The 13,888-nt window shown below is 63.6% G+C and carries 16 protein-coding genes; 7 read left to right on the top strand and 9 right to left on the bottom strand.

Annotation, left to right across the window (positions count from 1 at the left end):
* Positions 1-157: 157 nt before the first annotated feature.
* Both C9E81_RS18990 and C9E81_RS18985 read right to left on the bottom strand, forming a co-directional pair.
* Complete coding sequence (locus tag C9E81_RS18990) at positions 158-418, bottom strand: hypothetical protein (RefSeq protein WP_122113927.1); 261 nt, start codon at positions 416-418, stop codon at positions 158-160.
* A gap of 111 nt (positions 419-529) precedes the next feature.
* Positions 530-724, bottom strand: a complete 195-nt coding sequence (locus C9E81_RS18985; RefSeq protein ID WP_147457635.1) for a hypothetical protein — start codon at positions 722-724, stop codon at positions 530-532.
* A 145-nt stretch (positions 725-869) separates the two neighbouring features.
* Here C9E81_RS18985 and C9E81_RS18980 point away from each other — a divergent pair, with 145 nt between their 5' ends.
* The 4 genes from C9E81_RS18980 to lpxK all read left to right on the top strand — a co-directional run bounded on the left by C9E81_RS18980 (position 870) and on the right by lpxK (position 4,531).
* Entirely contained in the window at positions 870-2,000 is a 1,131-nt protein-coding gene (locus C9E81_RS18980) for a hypothetical protein (RefSeq protein WP_147457634.1), read from the top strand.
* A 133-nt stretch (positions 2,001-2,133) separates the two neighbouring features.
* Positions 2,134-2,379, top strand: coding sequence for a DUF4170 domain-containing protein (locus C9E81_RS18975; RefSeq protein WP_122113924.1), 246 nt, complete (start codon positions 2,134-2,136; stop codon positions 2,377-2,379).
* Complete coding sequence (locus C9E81_RS18970) at positions 2,379-3,554, top strand: 3-deoxy-D-manno-octulosonic acid transferase (RefSeq protein ID WP_122113923.1); 1,176 nt, start codon at positions 2,379-2,381, stop codon at positions 3,552-3,554. The genes C9E81_RS18975 and C9E81_RS18970 overlap by 1 nt, the downstream gene beginning before the upstream one ends.
* Positions 3,551-4,531, top strand: coding sequence for a tetraacyldisaccharide 4'-kinase (gene lpxK, locus C9E81_RS18965; protein WP_122113922.1), 981 nt, complete (start codon positions 3,551-3,553; stop codon positions 4,529-4,531). The genes C9E81_RS18970 and lpxK overlap by 4 nt, the downstream gene beginning before the upstream one ends.
* 220 nt (positions 4,532-4,751) lie before the next feature.
* On the opposite strand, the gene C9E81_RS18960 is transcribed toward lpxK, so the two are convergent.
* From C9E81_RS18960 to C9E81_RS18950, 3 genes are read right to left on the bottom strand one after another with little or no spacing between them, the layout of a single operon-like run.
* A complete protein-coding gene (locus C9E81_RS18960) occupies positions 4,752-5,558 on the bottom strand; it encodes a hypothetical protein (RefSeq protein ID WP_122113921.1) in 807 nt (268 codons plus the stop codon).
* Positions 5,551-7,104, bottom strand: coding sequence for an acyl-CoA synthetase (locus tag C9E81_RS18955; protein ID WP_122113920.1), 1,554 nt, complete (start codon positions 7,102-7,104; stop codon positions 5,551-5,553). The genes C9E81_RS18960 and C9E81_RS18955 overlap by 8 nt, the downstream gene beginning before the upstream one ends.
* The gene (locus tag C9E81_RS18950) at positions 7,101-8,297 is read right to left on the bottom strand and encodes an acetyl-CoA acetyltransferase (protein WP_122113919.1); all 1,197 of its coding nucleotides are present in this window, start codon (positions 8,295-8,297) and stop codon (positions 7,101-7,103) included. Before C9E81_RS18950 ends, C9E81_RS18955 begins: the two co-directional genes overlap by 4 nt.
* Positions 8,298-8,420: 123 nt before the next feature.
* Here C9E81_RS18950 and C9E81_RS18945 point away from each other — a divergent pair, with 123 nt between their 5' ends.
* From C9E81_RS18945 to C9E81_RS18935, 3 genes are read left to right on the top strand one after another with little or no spacing between them, the layout of a single operon-like run.
* Positions 8,421-9,407, top strand: coding sequence for a DctP family TRAP transporter solute-binding subunit (locus tag C9E81_RS18945; protein ID WP_243698726.1), 987 nt, complete (start codon positions 8,421-8,423; stop codon positions 9,405-9,407).
* Positions 9,408-9,866 (top strand): TRAP transporter small permease, encoded by a 459-nt coding sequence (locus C9E81_RS18940; protein ID WP_122113918.1) that lies wholly within the window; start codon positions 9,408-9,410, stop codon positions 9,864-9,866.
* Entirely contained in the window at positions 9,859-11,160 is a 1,302-nt protein-coding gene (locus tag C9E81_RS18935) for a TRAP transporter large permease (protein ID WP_122113917.1), read from the top strand. The genes C9E81_RS18940 and C9E81_RS18935 overlap by 8 nt, the downstream gene beginning before the upstream one ends.
* Here the strand turns inward: C9E81_RS18935 and C9E81_RS18930 are convergent.
* From C9E81_RS18930 to rplU, 4 genes are all read right to left on the bottom strand, one after another.
* Positions 11,157-12,137, bottom strand: coding sequence for an LLM class flavin-dependent oxidoreductase (locus C9E81_RS18930; RefSeq protein WP_122113951.1), 981 nt, complete (start codon positions 12,135-12,137; stop codon positions 11,157-11,159). The genes C9E81_RS18935 and C9E81_RS18930 overlap by 4 nt on opposite strands.
* 162 nt (positions 12,138-12,299) lie before the next feature.
* Entirely contained in the window at positions 12,300-12,872 is a 573-nt protein-coding gene (locus tag C9E81_RS18925; RefSeq protein ID WP_122113916.1) for a GNAT family N-acetyltransferase, read from the bottom strand.
* Between the two features lie 95 nt (positions 12,873-12,967).
* A complete protein-coding gene (gene rpmA, locus C9E81_RS18920) occupies positions 12,968-13,240 on the bottom strand; it encodes a 50S ribosomal protein L27 (protein ID WP_122113915.1) in 273 nt (90 codons plus the stop codon).
* Between the two features lie 12 nt (positions 13,241-13,252).
* Positions 13,253-13,699, bottom strand: a complete 447-nt coding sequence (gene rplU, locus C9E81_RS18915; RefSeq protein WP_122113914.1) for a 50S ribosomal protein L21 — start codon at positions 13,697-13,699, stop codon at positions 13,253-13,255.
* Positions 13,700-13,888 lie beyond the last annotated feature (189 nt).

The raw sequence follows: 13,888 nt of genomic DNA, 5'->3' as shown, positions 1-13,888 counted from the left end.
GCAATACATTGGCCGCGACAGTGGCGCATGTGCATTCGTTGCGCTTGCAAAGCAGTGCTCAAAGCCCCGGGATGCAGGAGTTTCGCCACAGAAAGGCGGCTCAAAGGCCGGTTCGGCCGATAGCCTCGCGGGTCCGGAAGTCGGGAAAACATATGCCTCATCGCTCCGACGGCTTTACAGGCCTGTCCCGGAGCCGGGAGATTTCTCGTTCGATCGTATCCAGTGCACCGGGCTGTCCCTCCCGTGCGGCCTTGATCGCGGCATGGATCGCGGCCCATGCGGGGTGATCGTCCGCAATCAGGCGACCGTCCATATGCGCCACGGTCAGCGCATGAGCGTACACCACCCTGTAGGCCGGTCGCCGGATCGCCTCGTCGCGCATGTTCCGCAGGCACTTGTAAAGCCTGAGTCCGGTCATGGCGCGGCGGCCGAGCGTGAGGGTTCCGCTTTGCGGAGACCCGCCGGATGGTCAATCGCGGCCCAGCTTGGCGCGGGTCTTTCCATGCAAGCCATCATCCTTCCATTCCATTCAGCCCCGAAAACCGATCAAATCGATTGTCTCGCCCGAACGCAAGACGGTCGCCACCCCTGCCGGCATCCGTCCCGCTTCGCCGGACGGCACGGTTTGCACGCCGCTTCGGCGAATTGTTGCGCGTTGCCCAATGCCGGCCAAACCTTGATCAACAAACTGATTCAGAATGATTTTATTTCCAACCATCTTCAAGCCACTGCGCCGCCGGCAGATCGGTCATGTCATGGAACCGCTCATGGAGACACCGATGGGGAACCGCAAAGTAGTATGCGGGTTGAGTGCGTGTTTATAGGTGTTTTGGAACCGTCGATCTTTAGCAACGGGACGAGAAGCTGTGGTGAGCACGATAAATCCGGTAAAGAAGACAGCAGGCGGCGACGGGACCGACGCACAGGGCTTTGCGCTGCGCTTTGGCTGGTATCTCTGTCTGCTGGCCTTCGCCATCCCCCTGACCGTTTTTCATTACGCCGCCTCTCCGGTCTGGAAATGGGCCGCGCCGGAACGCATGGTCGAGTTGCAGGCCGCCAGTCCCTTCCAGCAGCGCATCTTGATGCCCGCGATCGTGGGAACGATCCAGAAGGCCGCGCCCTGGCTGGACCTGCACCTGCTTTTCGCCGCCGCCGAAGTGGCCGCCTGGATGATGCTGATCGTCATCGCCCATTGCGGCTTGCGCGCCTTCAGGATAGGCCCGCCCGGTTTGCCCCGCCGTCTTCTGGCGATGACTGTTGTCGTGCCCGTCGCGATGCACCTGATCGTCCCGGATTTCAAGGTCGTCTCGAGCCTCTCGACCAATGGGGGGGACCTGGGGCTGGGCGAATGGAAGCTGGTTCCCTATTTCCGCTATGTCTACGACCTGCCCGCCGCGGTCTTCATTCTTGGCCTCGTCATCCTGCTCAAGCGTTTCGCCGACCGTCCCGACAGCAGCCGTTTTCTTGCCTATCTGGGGCTGTTCGCGCTTGCCACGGTCAACCGGGAAACAACGCTGTTCATGTTGCCGGCCTTCTTCGTCGCGTGTTTCGGCGTGATCGGGCGCAACCTGCTGGTGCTATGCGTGGCCGCACAGGCCGCAGTCTTCGCGACGGTTCATGGCCTTGTCAAATGGTTCGCGCCCGGTCTTGAAAATTCTCACGCGGCGATTCCCGCGACGAATTACGAAAACCATTTCCTGAAGAATCTCGAATTGTTTTCCGATCCGCTGTATCTGCTGATCTATCTCGTGCGCTTCGGCGCCGGACTCTATCTCGTGGTCCTGCTGCTGCACCGTCATGTCGATCCGGTATTGAAGCGCGCCCTGCTTGCCTTTGGCATCCCGTTATTCGCATCGGCCCTGCTGGTCGGGCGAATCGTCGAGCACAGGGTTGTTATCGAACTCATCCCGATCCTGTGGCTGGCTGCCGTGCAAGGGGTCATGGTCTGGTGTGCCGAACAATCGCGCATGGCAGAATTCCGGCCTGAACGCAGCGCCTGACCCGGCAGGTCACAGGCAAGGTCGAAAAACCGCGGCTTGGTGAATGCCGCGCTTACCTCGACCGCCGAAGCCGCTTCATCTTCGCTTTGCTCCGCGCTAGGTTCGGCCAATATCCGAACCCCAAGGAGATCACATGAGCCAGCGACTTCATCTTGTTTTCGGCGGTGAACTCGTCGATCCGCAGCGAACCGAGTTCCGCGACACCAACGACATCCATTATGTCGGCATATTTCCCAATTACGAACAGGCCTACAGCGCCTGGAAGGCCGAGGCGCAGCGAACCGTGGACAGTGCCCATACGCGCTATTTCATCGCCCATCTGCATCGTCTGCGGGACGAGGAAACCCCGGCCGGTCCGACCGAGGAACTTGGCAACTGATGATGGCGGCGGGGCTGGGACGGCTTGGCCTGTGGCTGCATCTGCGCCATGAAAACCCGGCTCGACCGTTTCCGCCGCTCCCTGCCGGGGAGGGGCCGTTACTGGCTCTCAGCGCCTCACAGTCCAGCCGTTCGGCAGCAACGCGGATCCGCGCGATGCTGCAAAAGCACCGCCCCGGCCTACGGTTTCTTGACCTGAACGCAGCAGATATGCCGGATCAGGAAACCGATCGCACGGCAATGCGACATCTGCTTGAGCGCGCACGGCCCTTCGCCGTCCTGCTTCTGGGTTCGGACCTGCCCCCGGCACTGGTGGTCAGTGCCGGCGATCTGGGCCTTCCGGTGATCATGGGCGAAGCCCGTTTCGACGGGCGCGAGACCCGCTGGAACCTGCGCGCCGGGATGCGCCGCGACTTGCTGGCATCCATCAGCCGAATCTTTGTCACCGACACGGCCAGTCACCATATCGCTCGGCATATAGGCATTGCTCCCACGCAGGTCAGCATGGCCGGACCGGTGGCGGAGATCCACGAGCCGCTGCCCTGTAACGAGGCCGAGCGCGCCATCCTCGCCGAACTTCTCGGAGGTCGTCATTCCTGGCTGGCAGCCTGCATTCCGCCCGCGGAGGAAGAGGCGGTGCTGGCCGCGCATCTTGCCGCCTTGCGCCAGTCGCACCGCTCGCTGTTATTTGTGGTTCCCTCCGACCCCGGTAGAATCGATGCGCTGACCGGACGTTTCGAGGAATGCGGCCTGATCGTCGCCCGCCGCGACCGTGACGAGGAGCCCACCGACGAGGTGCAGGTGATGATCGCGGATACGAATGCGGAACTGGGTTTGTGGTATCGGCTTGCCCCCGTCACCTATATCGGCGGCACCCTGAGTGGTGACGATGAACTGACACGCCATCCTTTCGAACCGGCCGCCCTTGGATCGGCGGTTATTCACGGCCCCGCCACCGGACGCTTCAAGACCGAATGGCAGCAGCTCGATGGCGGAAAGGCGGCGCGGCTGGTGCCGGGCGCCGGGACCCTGGCCGAGGTCGTGGCCGAGCTGACCCAGCCCGATCTCGTGGCCGAGCTTGCCAGCAACGCGTGGTCGGTCAGCACCGGTGGCGCGGGCGTGGCGATGCAGATCACCTCGGCGGTTCTGGACCTGCTGGAGGAGACCGGGAAATGAGGCGCGCACCCGCCTTCTGGTATATCCGCCCGCCGGTCTTGCGGGCCCGGCTGCTTTCGCCGCTTGGAGCAATCTATGCCCGCGCGACAGCGCGACGGCTGGCTGAGGGGGCGAGGCGGCGCGCCGGCGTTCCGGTGATTTGTGTCGGCAATCTGAACGCGGGCGGCACCGGCAAGACCCCGACGGTGATCCATCTGCAGCAGGAATTGCAGGCGCGCGGGATCGCCGTCCATGTGGTGTCGCGCGGTTATGGCGGCAGTTCCAAGGGCGTGTTGCGCGTGAACGAGCGCGATCACGACGCCGCACTTACCGGGGACGAACCCCTGCTGATGGCCGCGTTCGGGCCGGTCTGGGTCTCGGACGACCGGGCTGAGGGGGCGCAGGCGGCGGCGATGGCGGGGGCTCAGGCGGTCATTCTGGATGACGGTTTCCAGGACCCGTCCCTAGCGCATGACCTTTCGCTGATCGTCGTCGATGCGGCAAAGGGCTTTGGCAACGGGTTGTGCCTGCCGGCCGGCCCGCTGCGCGAGCCCGTGTCCAGCGGCCTCGCCCGCGCCGATCTGCTACTGTCCATCGGCAATGCCGAGGCGCAGGCGCGATTTCAATCCCCCCGTGACATGCCGCATCTGCGGGGCGAACTCGCGCCCCTGCAAACTGGCATTGACTGGCAGGGGCACCGGGTCCTGGCTTTCGCCGGTATCGGTCATCCCGAGAAGTTCTTTGCCACGCTGAAGGATCTGGGCGCCGAGTTGGTGCGGGGCGAGGCACTGGACGATCACCAGCCCTTTACCCCCGCCCTGCTGACCCGGCTGGAGAACGAGGCAAAGATACTGGGCGCGCAGCTTGTCACCACCGAAAAGGACGCAGTGCGCCTGCCCCGCGCATTTCGTCCAAAGGTTCTGGCCCTGCCCGTTCGCCTGTCGATACGCGATGCATCACCGCTGACACGGGCGCTGGACCATCTGTTTCCCGGCTAAAGCATTTCCAGCAAAAGTGGATACCGTTTCGACAGAAAAACAGTCCCCCGGACTGTTTTTCGATCCTGCCTCAACGCGTCCGGAAATGCGTAAAAACAAAAACTTGCATCGTTTGGGTGTTTCAACGAAAAACCGAAACGATGTAAAATGCGCCGACCAAGCCATGCCAAGCACCGTCTTTCGCGAAGGCCGGAGATATGCTTGAAATGCGGCCATAGCCTTATCCGTCGCGCAGCAGGATCAGTTCCGCCGTGACGCAGACCGGATTACGTCCAGGTTCAAGCCGCCCCGAGGCGCGGATTCCATCGATCCCGACGATATCGATGGCGATATCGGCCGCGCTGTCAGCCACCCGCCCTTCCGAGACCAGGAATTCGCTCGCATGGCTGTCCAGCACGCAGCCATCGGCAAAGCGTGCCGTATTGAGGCTGCCAATGCCTTCGATCCGAGCGCCAGGCCAGCCAAGTTCCCTCACCGCATCCGTCACTCCGGCGCAAAGATCGATATGCGGCGCGATCCGCAAGAGCGCAGAACTCGCATCTCCGGCAATCCCGCCTGCCGGTTTGAAAAGGGTGAAGGCGGTCTCAAGGTCCTCCTCTGCCGTGAAACGCGCATCTGGAAACAACAGGACATCAGCCTGAACCGGGCGGGTCAGCCGCGAAACGTCCAAAAGCAGATGCCCCATCGTCCCGCCCCAAAGCCCGTGGCAATGACCGAACACCCGGCCTTCGCGCCAGCCCCAGACAATCCCCGCCCGGTGGATCGGCGCATCCGGCAGATCCCGGGGCGCGGAATACCACGCGCCATGCAGCCCGTCCGTCGCCCGGTCAGGCAGCACGAAACGCAGGTCGCCCCGTGCATCGGCGAATGTGATCCAAGCGCTGTCGGCGCCTTCCAGAGCCTCGGCAATGGCGGCCTCCAGCGGCTTTCCGGCTGCCAGCGTGACGGAACGGCGCTCGGCCCGGCTTGGGGCCAGCAACAGGCGCGGGCCATCCGCCGGACCAGGATGGCGCAACATATCAGCCATTTGCGGCCTCTTCATCGCGGCGGATCAGTTCCTCGCGGACCAGCTTCTTGGTGATCTTGCCATAGCCCGATTTCGGCAGCGCCTCCCAGAACAGGAACCTTTTGGGCAGCTTGTAGCGGGCGATCTTCGGCCCCAGCCATGCCTCCAGATCGGGCCGAGCACCCCCCCGCGTCACGCAGATCGCCACGCCGATCTCGCCCCATTTCGGATCCGGCATGCCAAGCACCGCGCATTCCGCGATATCTGGATGCAGCAGCAATTTCTCTTCGATCTCGCGCGGATGGATGTTCGAGCCGCCCGAGATATACATGTCGCTTTCGCGCCCGGTCAGGTAGAAAAAGCCGCGCTCGTCCATATGGCCCAGATCGCCGGTGCGGAACCAGCCGTTGCGGAAGCTCTTGGCATTGGCCTCAGGGTTGTTCCAGTAACCCGCGAAAACCGCCCCGCCGGTGACGCAAAGCTCACCCGTCTCGCCGGGGGGCAAGGGGTTGCCCGCCTCGTCCTGGATCTCGACCTGGATACCGGTGCGGGGATAGCCACAGGATCCCTCCAGCGCCCATCCCTCGCCAGTCTCGTGCAGCCGCGCGGGCAGAACGGTGATGCAACCCGTCACCTCTCCCAATCCGAAATACTGGACCAATACGGGACCGAGCTTCTCCAGCGCCCGGATCTGGTCGGCGCGATACATCGGCGCACCGGCATAGATGACATGGCGCAGGCTGGAATGGTCGAACCGGTCGACCGCCGGATCCTCGGTCAGCAGCTTCACGATGGTCGGCACAGTGAACATGTTGGAGACGCGATGCGTTTGAATCAGCCGCCAGATCTCGGCCGGGTCGAAGCCCTTTTCCGGCAGGATCGTCACCGCGCCGCGCGCCACCTGCAGCATCTGGTGGATGCCCGCGCCGTGGCTGAGAGGAGCAACGACCAGCGAGGCGTCTCGCTCGCCCGTGCCGGGGATCAGGTCGGCAAGGTGATTGGCGATGACGAAACCCATCTGCCCATGGGTCAGCACTGCCGCCTTGGGCTTGCCGGTCGAACCGGAGGTAAAGAACAGCCAGGCCGGATCGTCGCGCTCCACATCCGCCGCACGCAGCGGGGCATCGCTCTGCGCAGCCAGGGCCTCGTCGATATCCGGGCCGAAACCGGCCTGCCCGATGGCCAGCACCGGCAAGCCCATATCGGCGTGGTCCGGGTAATCGGCATGACAGATCAGCAGCTTTGGCTGCGCCAGTTCCACCATCCAGCGCAGATCGTCCGGCGCACCGCGAAAATTCGCGGGCACCCAGATGGCACCAAGTTTCAGGCAGGCCCAAAGGCTTTCCCACATCTGGTTGTTGTTCGGCGACTGCACCAGCACCCGGTCGCCCTTGCCCACGCCCCGCGCCGCCAGCAACCGCGCCATCGCGTCCACGCGGGCGCGCATCTGCGCCCAGCTCCAGCGCCGCTCGCCCCAGATCATCGCCGGATGATCCGGCAGACGGCGGGCGGTCTGGTCCAAAAGGTGGCCAAGGTTCATCGTTCGGGTGGAACAGGGCAGGCTCATTTCACCCTCTCGAGGATCGAGACATAGTTCGCGACCGCGGCCCCGCCCATATTGAAGACCCCCGCCAGCAAGGCATCCGGGATCTGCATTGCCCCGGCCTCATCGGCCAGTTGCATCGCGGCCATGACATGCTGCGAAACGCCGGTCGCGCCAATAGGATGGCCGCGCGATTTCAGCCCTCCCGATGGATTCACCGGCAGTCTGCCGCTCCGCGCGGTTATGCCCTCGGCAATGACCCGCCCGCCTTGCCCGCGCTCGGCCAGTCCCATGGCCTCGTATTCCAGCAGCTCGGCGACGGTGAAGCAATCATGCGTCTCGACCAGCGACAGATCGTCCAGCGACACGCCCGCCTGCACCAGCCCCTGCGCCCATGCCCGCCTTGCCCCTGCAAACTCCAGCGGATCGCGTCGCGACAAGGGCAGGTAGTCATTGGCCTGGCGCTGCGCGCGGAATGCGATGGCACGGGGGGCATCCGTGGCGATATCGGGATGCGCGATCACCAGCGCCGCCGCCCCGTCCGAGACCAGCGAGCAGTCGGTGCGCCTTAGCGGTCCCGCCGCGATGGGGTTCCTGTCACTGACGGTATTGCAGAAATCGAAGCCGAAATCCGTCTGCATATGCGCGTAAGGGTTCAGCGCGCCATTGGCATGGTTCTTGGCCGCGATCATCGCAAGCTCGCGCGAGGCATCCCCGTAGCGCTGGAAATAACTGTTGGCGATGCCGCCAAAGACACCCGCGAAACCGCCCGGTATGTCGCCTTCCTCGGCGCGATAAGAGGCGCCAAGCAGGATATCGCCGATCTCGGTTCCCGGCGTGGCGGTCATCTTTTCGGCCCCGATCACCAGCGCCACGCGCCCTCGGCCTGATCCAATGAAATCCAGCGCCGCCGTGATCGCCGCCGAGCCGGTGGCGCAGGCATTCTCCAACCGCACGGCAGGTGTATGTGCCAGCCCCTCGGCACCAAGCGCGACCAGCGCCGCCTCGAAACCCTGCTTCTGGAAACCGCCATTGAAGACGCCGACGAAAATCCCCTCGACCTGATCAGCAGGAATGGCGGCGTGATCCAGCGCGGCGCCGGTGACCTCGGCCATCAGCGCTTCGACATCCGGGGCCTCGGACTTGCCGAAACGGCTGTGGGCCCATCCGATGATTCGCCCTTCGGGGGCGGGCGGCAGATTGCTATGGTCGGTCATGTGTTCCTCCGTTGCCGTGGCGGGATCTCTCCCATGCATGACGGCTTTTCAATGCGCGACATATTGTGCCGCTCGGCCAATTCCGTAAAGATGCCCCGAAATTTCGATCGGGAGGGAATGATCATGTTCACCAGAATGGCCCTTGGCCTGACCACCGCGCTTGCCCTGTGCCTGCCCGCCGGGGCTGAAACGCTGCGCCTGTCGCACAATACGGGTGACACGACGACCTGGCAGCAGGGCGCCGACAAGTTCGCGGAACTCCTCGCGGCCGAGACCGGCGGCGAATACGAGGTGCGGGTCTTTCCGAACGCCCAGCTTTCGGGCGGCGACCAGATGAAACAGGCCGAGATGACGGGACGCGGCGCCATCGATCTGGTCCTGACTTCGGCCATCAACGTCACCCCGCTCGCGCCTGAAATGGCCGCCTTCTCGCTGCCCTATCTCTATTCCGATTACGACGCGGTGGACCGCACAACTGCGGGCAAGGCCGGTGACAAGATGGAAGAGATCATGGCGGGCCATGGCATCCATATCCTCGCATGGGGGGAGAACGGCTTCCGCGAGGTTACCAACTCCAAACATCCGATCAAGTCGCCCGAGGACATGAATGGCCTCAAGATGCGCGTCGCGGGGCCGATGTATATCGACGTGATGAACGACCTGGGCGCCAACCCGCAGCAGATGCAATGGACCGAGACCTTCCCGGCGCTGCAGCAGGGTGTCGTGGACGGGCAGGAAAACCCCATCGGCGCGGTGATCATCCCGCAGCGCGTCTACGAGGTGCAGAAATACATCACGCCCTGGCATTACAGCTATGACCCGCTGTTCCTTGGCATTTCCAAGGCGAAATGGGACAGCCTTGACGACGAGACCAAGGCACAGTTCCAGAAGGCCGCCGACGAGGCGATGGCTTACCAGATCGAGATCAGCCGCGAGGCCACCGCCGAAGGGCTGGAGTTCCTGAAGGAACAGGGCATGGAAGTCTATGAGCCCACGCCCGAGGATCTGGCGGCCTTCAAGGAGGCGACCAAGCCCAGCTTCGACAAGTGGTCCGAGCAGATCGGTGCCGATATCGTCAAGCTGTTCACCGACGAAGCGAATGCGGAATAAATGCGCCTGCTGCTGGATCAGTTCGAGAAAATCGCCTGCGCGGTGCTGCTTTTGCTGATGACGCTGCTTGGCTTTGCCAATGTCGTCATCCGCTACGGCACCAATCGCTCGCTGGCCGCGACAGAGGAACTGCTGACCGGCGGTTTCGTCCTGCTGACGGTCTTCGGCGCGGCCATCGCCGCGCGGCGGGGCGAGCATCTGGCCGTCGAACTGATTTCGGACATGCTGCCCGCCCCCTTGCGGCGGGCGGTCATCGTGATCGCCACCTTGCTGTCGGTGCTGCTGCTGGCCGCCTCGGTCTGGTTCTGCTGGCAACTGCTGGTCAACCAGATGGGTAACGGCATGCGCAGCTATGCGCTTGGCCTGCCGCTCTGGTGGTATTCCGCCGCCCTGCCCTTCGGCTTCGCTCTGGTGCTGATCCGTTATGTGCAGGCGGCATTGAGGGGGCGGGATGGCTGATATCGGCGCGGGCAGCCTGATGGTCGGGCTGTTCTTCTTGTTTCTGGTCCTGCGCGTGCCGGTGGCCTTCGCACTCGGCCTGTCGGCATTGGCCGCAATGTGGCAGCTCGGTTTCGGCCTCGATCTGGTTGGGGACCTGCTGACCGCCGGCATCGCGAAATTCTCGCTGCTGGCAATTCCCTTCTTCATCCTCGCCGGCAACCTGATGGGCAAGCTCGGCATCGCCGACCGGATGATCCGTTTCTTCCGGGTGCTGGTCGGGGGGCTACCGGGCGGCATGGGCCTTGTCGGCACCGTGGTCTGCCTGTTCTGGGGCGCGGTCAGCGGCTCTGGTCCCGCTTCGGTCGCCGCCATCGGACCGATGATCGTCAAATCCATGGAGGAGGACGGCTATTCCCGCGCCTTCGCGGCCGGGCTGGTCAGCACCGGCGCAGCCATGTCCATCGTCATCCCGCCCTCGATCGGGCTGGTCATCTATGGCGTGCTGGCCGAAACCTCGATCGCCGACCTGTTCATCGCCGCGATCATCCCCGGCCTCGTTTGCGGCGCACTGATGCTGGCCGCCCTGCCCTTCGGTCGGGTGCGGAACGCCGCCGCTACGAAGGCGCTAAGCCCGGACCCCTATCCCGGCCTGTCCTATGGCGCCGCGCTATGGCGTGGTTTCCTTGACAGTTTCTGGGGGCTGATGACCCCGGTGGTGATCCTTGGCGGAATCTATTCCGGCATCTTCACCCCGACCGAAGCCGCCATCGTCGCCTCGGTCTATGCGCTGGCGGTCGGCGGGCTGGCCTATCGCACGCTGAGCATCCGCGGCCTTTACGAATGTCTTGCCGACAGCGCGGCGGGATCCTCGGTGGTAATGTTGGTCGTGGCCTATGCGGGGCTGTTCGGTTGGGTTGTCACGGTGGATGACCTCATCGGGCAATATTCGGGCGCGCTTCTGGGGCTGTCGCAGAACCAATGGGTGATCCTCGCGGTGATCATGCTGGTGGTGCTGATCGCGGGCATGTTCATGGACGCGGTGACGATCATGTTCATCTGCCTGCCGATCTTCCTGCCGGTGATGCGCGAATTGCAATGGGATCCGATCTGGTTCGGCGTACTGATCATGATCAACCTTGCCATCGGGCTGATCACGCCCCCGGTCGGCATCAATCTCTATGTTGCAGCCAATATCACCCGCCTGCCGCTGGAGAAGGTCGCACGCGGAGCCCTGCCCTTCCTGTTGACCAGCCTCATCGGCCTGGCCGTAATCGCCGCTTTTCCCGGATTGGCGCGGGTGATGCTGCCCTAGATTTCCTGCATCGCTCCGGCGGCGATCTCGAAACTGCGCAGCCGCGCCCGGTGATCATGGATCTGACCGGTCAGGATCACCTCGTCAGGTCGATGCGTCTCGATCAGCTCGGCCAGTTGCTCCCTCACCTGTCCGAGATTCCCTACGGCGGTGATCCGCAGCGCCTGATCCACCATGCGCCGCATCTGCGGGCTGATCTCGGCATCCAGCTCTCGGGTCGGACGCGGCAGCTTTCCGGGCATTCCCGTGCGCAGCCGCGCGAATGCCAGTTGCATCGTCGTGCGCAGGTAATGCGCCTCTTCGGCATCATCTGCGGCAAAGACATTGATCGCCAGCATCGTCCTTGGCCTCTCATTCCAGGGCGAGGGGCGGAAACGGTCGCGATAGACCGCCAGCGCCTGCTCCAGATCACCCGGCGCGAAATGGCTGGCAAAGGCATATGGCAATCCCAGATGCGCGGCCAGTTGCGCCCCGAACAGGCTGCTGCCAAGGATCCAGACGGGCACCTCGGTGCCCTCTCCGGGCAGCGCCCGCACCGCCGCACCGGGGCGCTCGGGTCCGAAATAATCCAGCAATTCGACCACGTCCTGTGGAAAGCTGTCGGCCATCGGATCGCGCCGGAGCGCCCGGATCACCGCGCCATCGCCGCCCGGAGCCCGTCCCAGCCCCAGGTCGATCCGGCCGGAAAAGGCCGTCGCCAGCGTCCCGAAAGCCTCGGCCACAGTCAGCGGCGCGTGGTTGGGCAGCATGATACCGCCCGCACCCACGCGCATCCGTTCCGTCGCCTGTGCCACCAGCGCGATCAGCACCGCCGTCGCGGCGCTGGCGATACCGGGCATGTTGTGATGCTCGGCCATCCAGTAGCGGTAATAGCCCCAGCCCTCGGCATGCCGGGCCAGGTCGATCGTGTTGGAAATGGCATCCGCCGCGTTGAAGCCTTCCGGCACCGGCGAAAGATCAAGAAGGGAATAAGGAATGCTGCTCATATCCCGCAGTTATGTAGCCCGGCATCAAATGCAATAGCGGCATTTGCATATTCTGCAATCCACCCTTCTTCTTTGCGGGAAATACCTTCGGGGGTGAATTGCGCATCAGCGCGAGAGGGGGCGCGAGCGCCCCCTTTCATCCGCGAAACGTCATCATTCCATCTTGCGCAGATAGGTCCAGGTCGGGACCCGGGCATTCCGCGCCACCGACCAGCTTTCGGCATCGCCCAGATAGACGAAACCGCTATTTGTCAGCACCCGCGCCGAACCGGGATTATCTTGGAACGCCTCGGCAAACAGGGTTCGCGAACCATGCGGATTGGCCGCCACCAGCGCCTCGACCGCCTCGGTCGCGAAGCCGGTATTCCAGAAACCCGCGCCGATCCAGAAACCCAGTTCGGACTGGTTTCCCTCCATCCGGGTCAGCGAGACCACGCCCAGCAATTCGTCCAGCCGATGGGCCGAGCCGTCGATGGCCCAGACATCCTCGGTCCGGTCAGGCGACAGCGCACGGGCGACGAAGCCCTCGGAGGCACCGGGCGGCAGGGGATGCGGGATCGCCCGCGTGCCCTCGGCGACACGGCGGTCGGAGGTGTAATGCGAGATCATACCCACGTCGGAAGGACGCAGCGGGCGAAGCACGAAACGGTCGGTTTCGATCACGGGCTGGTTCAACGCGGCAGCATCAACTACTTTCAGGTCATCCAACCGCGTTCCCTCCCGCATTGGTGCAGACATCATCATTTTTCCTCCCCCGGAAAACTGATTGGGGGACCGGCTTTCGCCGATCCCCCCTCTAACATCGGAATGTTACCTTTGGGTTACTCGGCGGCTACCTGGGGCGCTGGAATTACCGAAATGAAGGTGCGGCCCTTGAGGCCCTTCTTGAAGGTCACCTGGCCATCGGTCAGCGCGAACAGGGTATGATCCTTGCCCATGCCGACATTGTCGCCCGGCCACCACTTGGTGCCGCGCTGACGCACGATGATGTTACCAGCGGTCGCAGCCTGACCACCATAAAGCTTCACGCCAAGACGGCGGCCAGCCGAATCGCGACCGTTGCGGGACGAACCGCCTGCTTTCTTATGTGCCATGGGTCAGTCTCCTTACGCTTCAGTGGCGTCAGCCGCCGGTTTCTCGGCAGCAGCGTCTTTCTTGGCGGGCTTTTTCGCCTTCGCAGGCTTGGCCGCGACCACGTCATCCTTGGTGCGTGCACCCACCGCAGCTTTTACATCGGATTTCCCGGCGCCTTTTTCAAGGACATCGGTCACACGCAGCAGGGTCAGTTGCTGACGGTGGCCGCGGGTCCGCTGCGAGCTGTGCTTGCGGCGGCGCTTGACATAGGTGACGACCTTGTCGGCCTTGATCTGGTCGATCACCTCGGCCTGCACGCAGGCACCTTCGACCAGCGGCGTGCCCAGGGTCGAGCCAACCATCAGAATCTCGTTGAACTGGACTTTATCGCCAGCGGCAGCATTCAGCTTCTCAACGCGCAGCACGTCACCCGCCTGCACCTTGTATTGCTTGCCGCCCGTTTTAAGAACCGCGAACATCGCTTTGTTTTCCTTCGTTTTCCGCGTCCTTTGGCCCCGGATGTCCCGGTGTTTGCAGGTCTAACCCGCCTTCGGACAGCGCCCCGGCTCAACCGGGGAGTCATATAAATAACGCACCGGCCAAAGGCATTTGCCCGGCCGGTCCGCGTGGATATGGCGGATTCGGGCAGGCAAGTCAAGCAATTCCCC

Source organism: Paracoccus alkanivorans (genome assembly GCF_003697785.1).
In the GTDB taxonomy this organism is placed as follows: domain Bacteria; phylum Pseudomonadota; class Alphaproteobacteria; order Rhodobacterales; family Rhodobacteraceae; genus Paracoccus; species Paracoccus alkanivorans.
The sequence above is the reverse complement of the archived record's forward strand: the minus strand, read 5'-3'. Positions and strand labels throughout refer to the sequence as shown.

What these genes read in the sequence shown, in the direction of transcription:
- C9E81_RS18990 (WP_122113927.1), bottom strand. Translation starts at nt 418, where the DNA reads ATGACCGGACTCAGGCTTTACAAGTGCCTGCGGAACATGCGCGACGAG.
- C9E81_RS18975 (WP_122113924.1), top strand. Translation starts at nt 2,134, where the DNA reads ATGAGCCAGCGACTTCATCTTGTTTTCGGCGGTGAACTCGTCGATCCG.
- C9E81_RS18970 (WP_122113923.1), top strand. Translation starts at nt 2,379, where the DNA reads ATGATGGCGGCGGGGCTGGGACGGCTTGGCCTGTGGCTGCATCTGCGC.
- lpxK (WP_122113922.1), top strand. Translation starts at nt 3,551, where the DNA reads ATGAGGCGCGCACCCGCCTTCTGGTATATCCGCCCGCCGGTCTTGCGG.
- C9E81_RS18960 (WP_122113921.1), bottom strand. Translation starts at nt 5,558, where the DNA reads ATGGCTGATATGTTGCGCCATCCTGGTCCGGCGGATGGCCCGCGCCTG.
- C9E81_RS18955 (WP_122113920.1), bottom strand. Translation starts at nt 7,104, where the DNA reads ATGAGCCTGCCCTGTTCCACCCGAACGATGAACCTTGGCCACCTTTTG.
- C9E81_RS18950 (WP_122113919.1), bottom strand. Translation starts at nt 8,297, where the DNA reads ATGACCGACCATAGCAATCTGCCGCCCGCCCCCGAAGGGCGAATCATC.
- C9E81_RS18945 (WP_243698726.1), top strand. Translation starts at nt 8,421, where the DNA reads ATGTTCACCAGAATGGCCCTTGGCCTGACCACCGCGCTTGCCCTGTGC.
- C9E81_RS18940 (WP_122113918.1), top strand. Translation starts at nt 9,408, where the DNA reads ATGCGCCTGCTGCTGGATCAGTTCGAGAAAATCGCCTGCGCGGTGCTG.
- C9E81_RS18935 (WP_122113917.1), top strand. Translation starts at nt 9,859, where the DNA reads ATGGCTGATATCGGCGCGGGCAGCCTGATGGTCGGGCTGTTCTTCTTG.
- C9E81_RS18925 (WP_122113916.1), bottom strand. Translation starts at nt 12,872, where the DNA reads ATGCGGGAGGGAACGCGGTTGGATGACCTGAAAGTAGTTGATGCTGCC.
- rpmA (WP_122113915.1), bottom strand. Translation starts at nt 13,240, where the DNA reads ATGGCACATAAGAAAGCAGGCGGTTCGTCCCGCAACGGTCGCGATTCG.
- rplU (WP_122113914.1), bottom strand. Translation starts at nt 13,699, where the DNA reads ATGTTCGCGGTTCTTAAAACGGGCGGCAAGCAATACAAGGTGCAGGCG.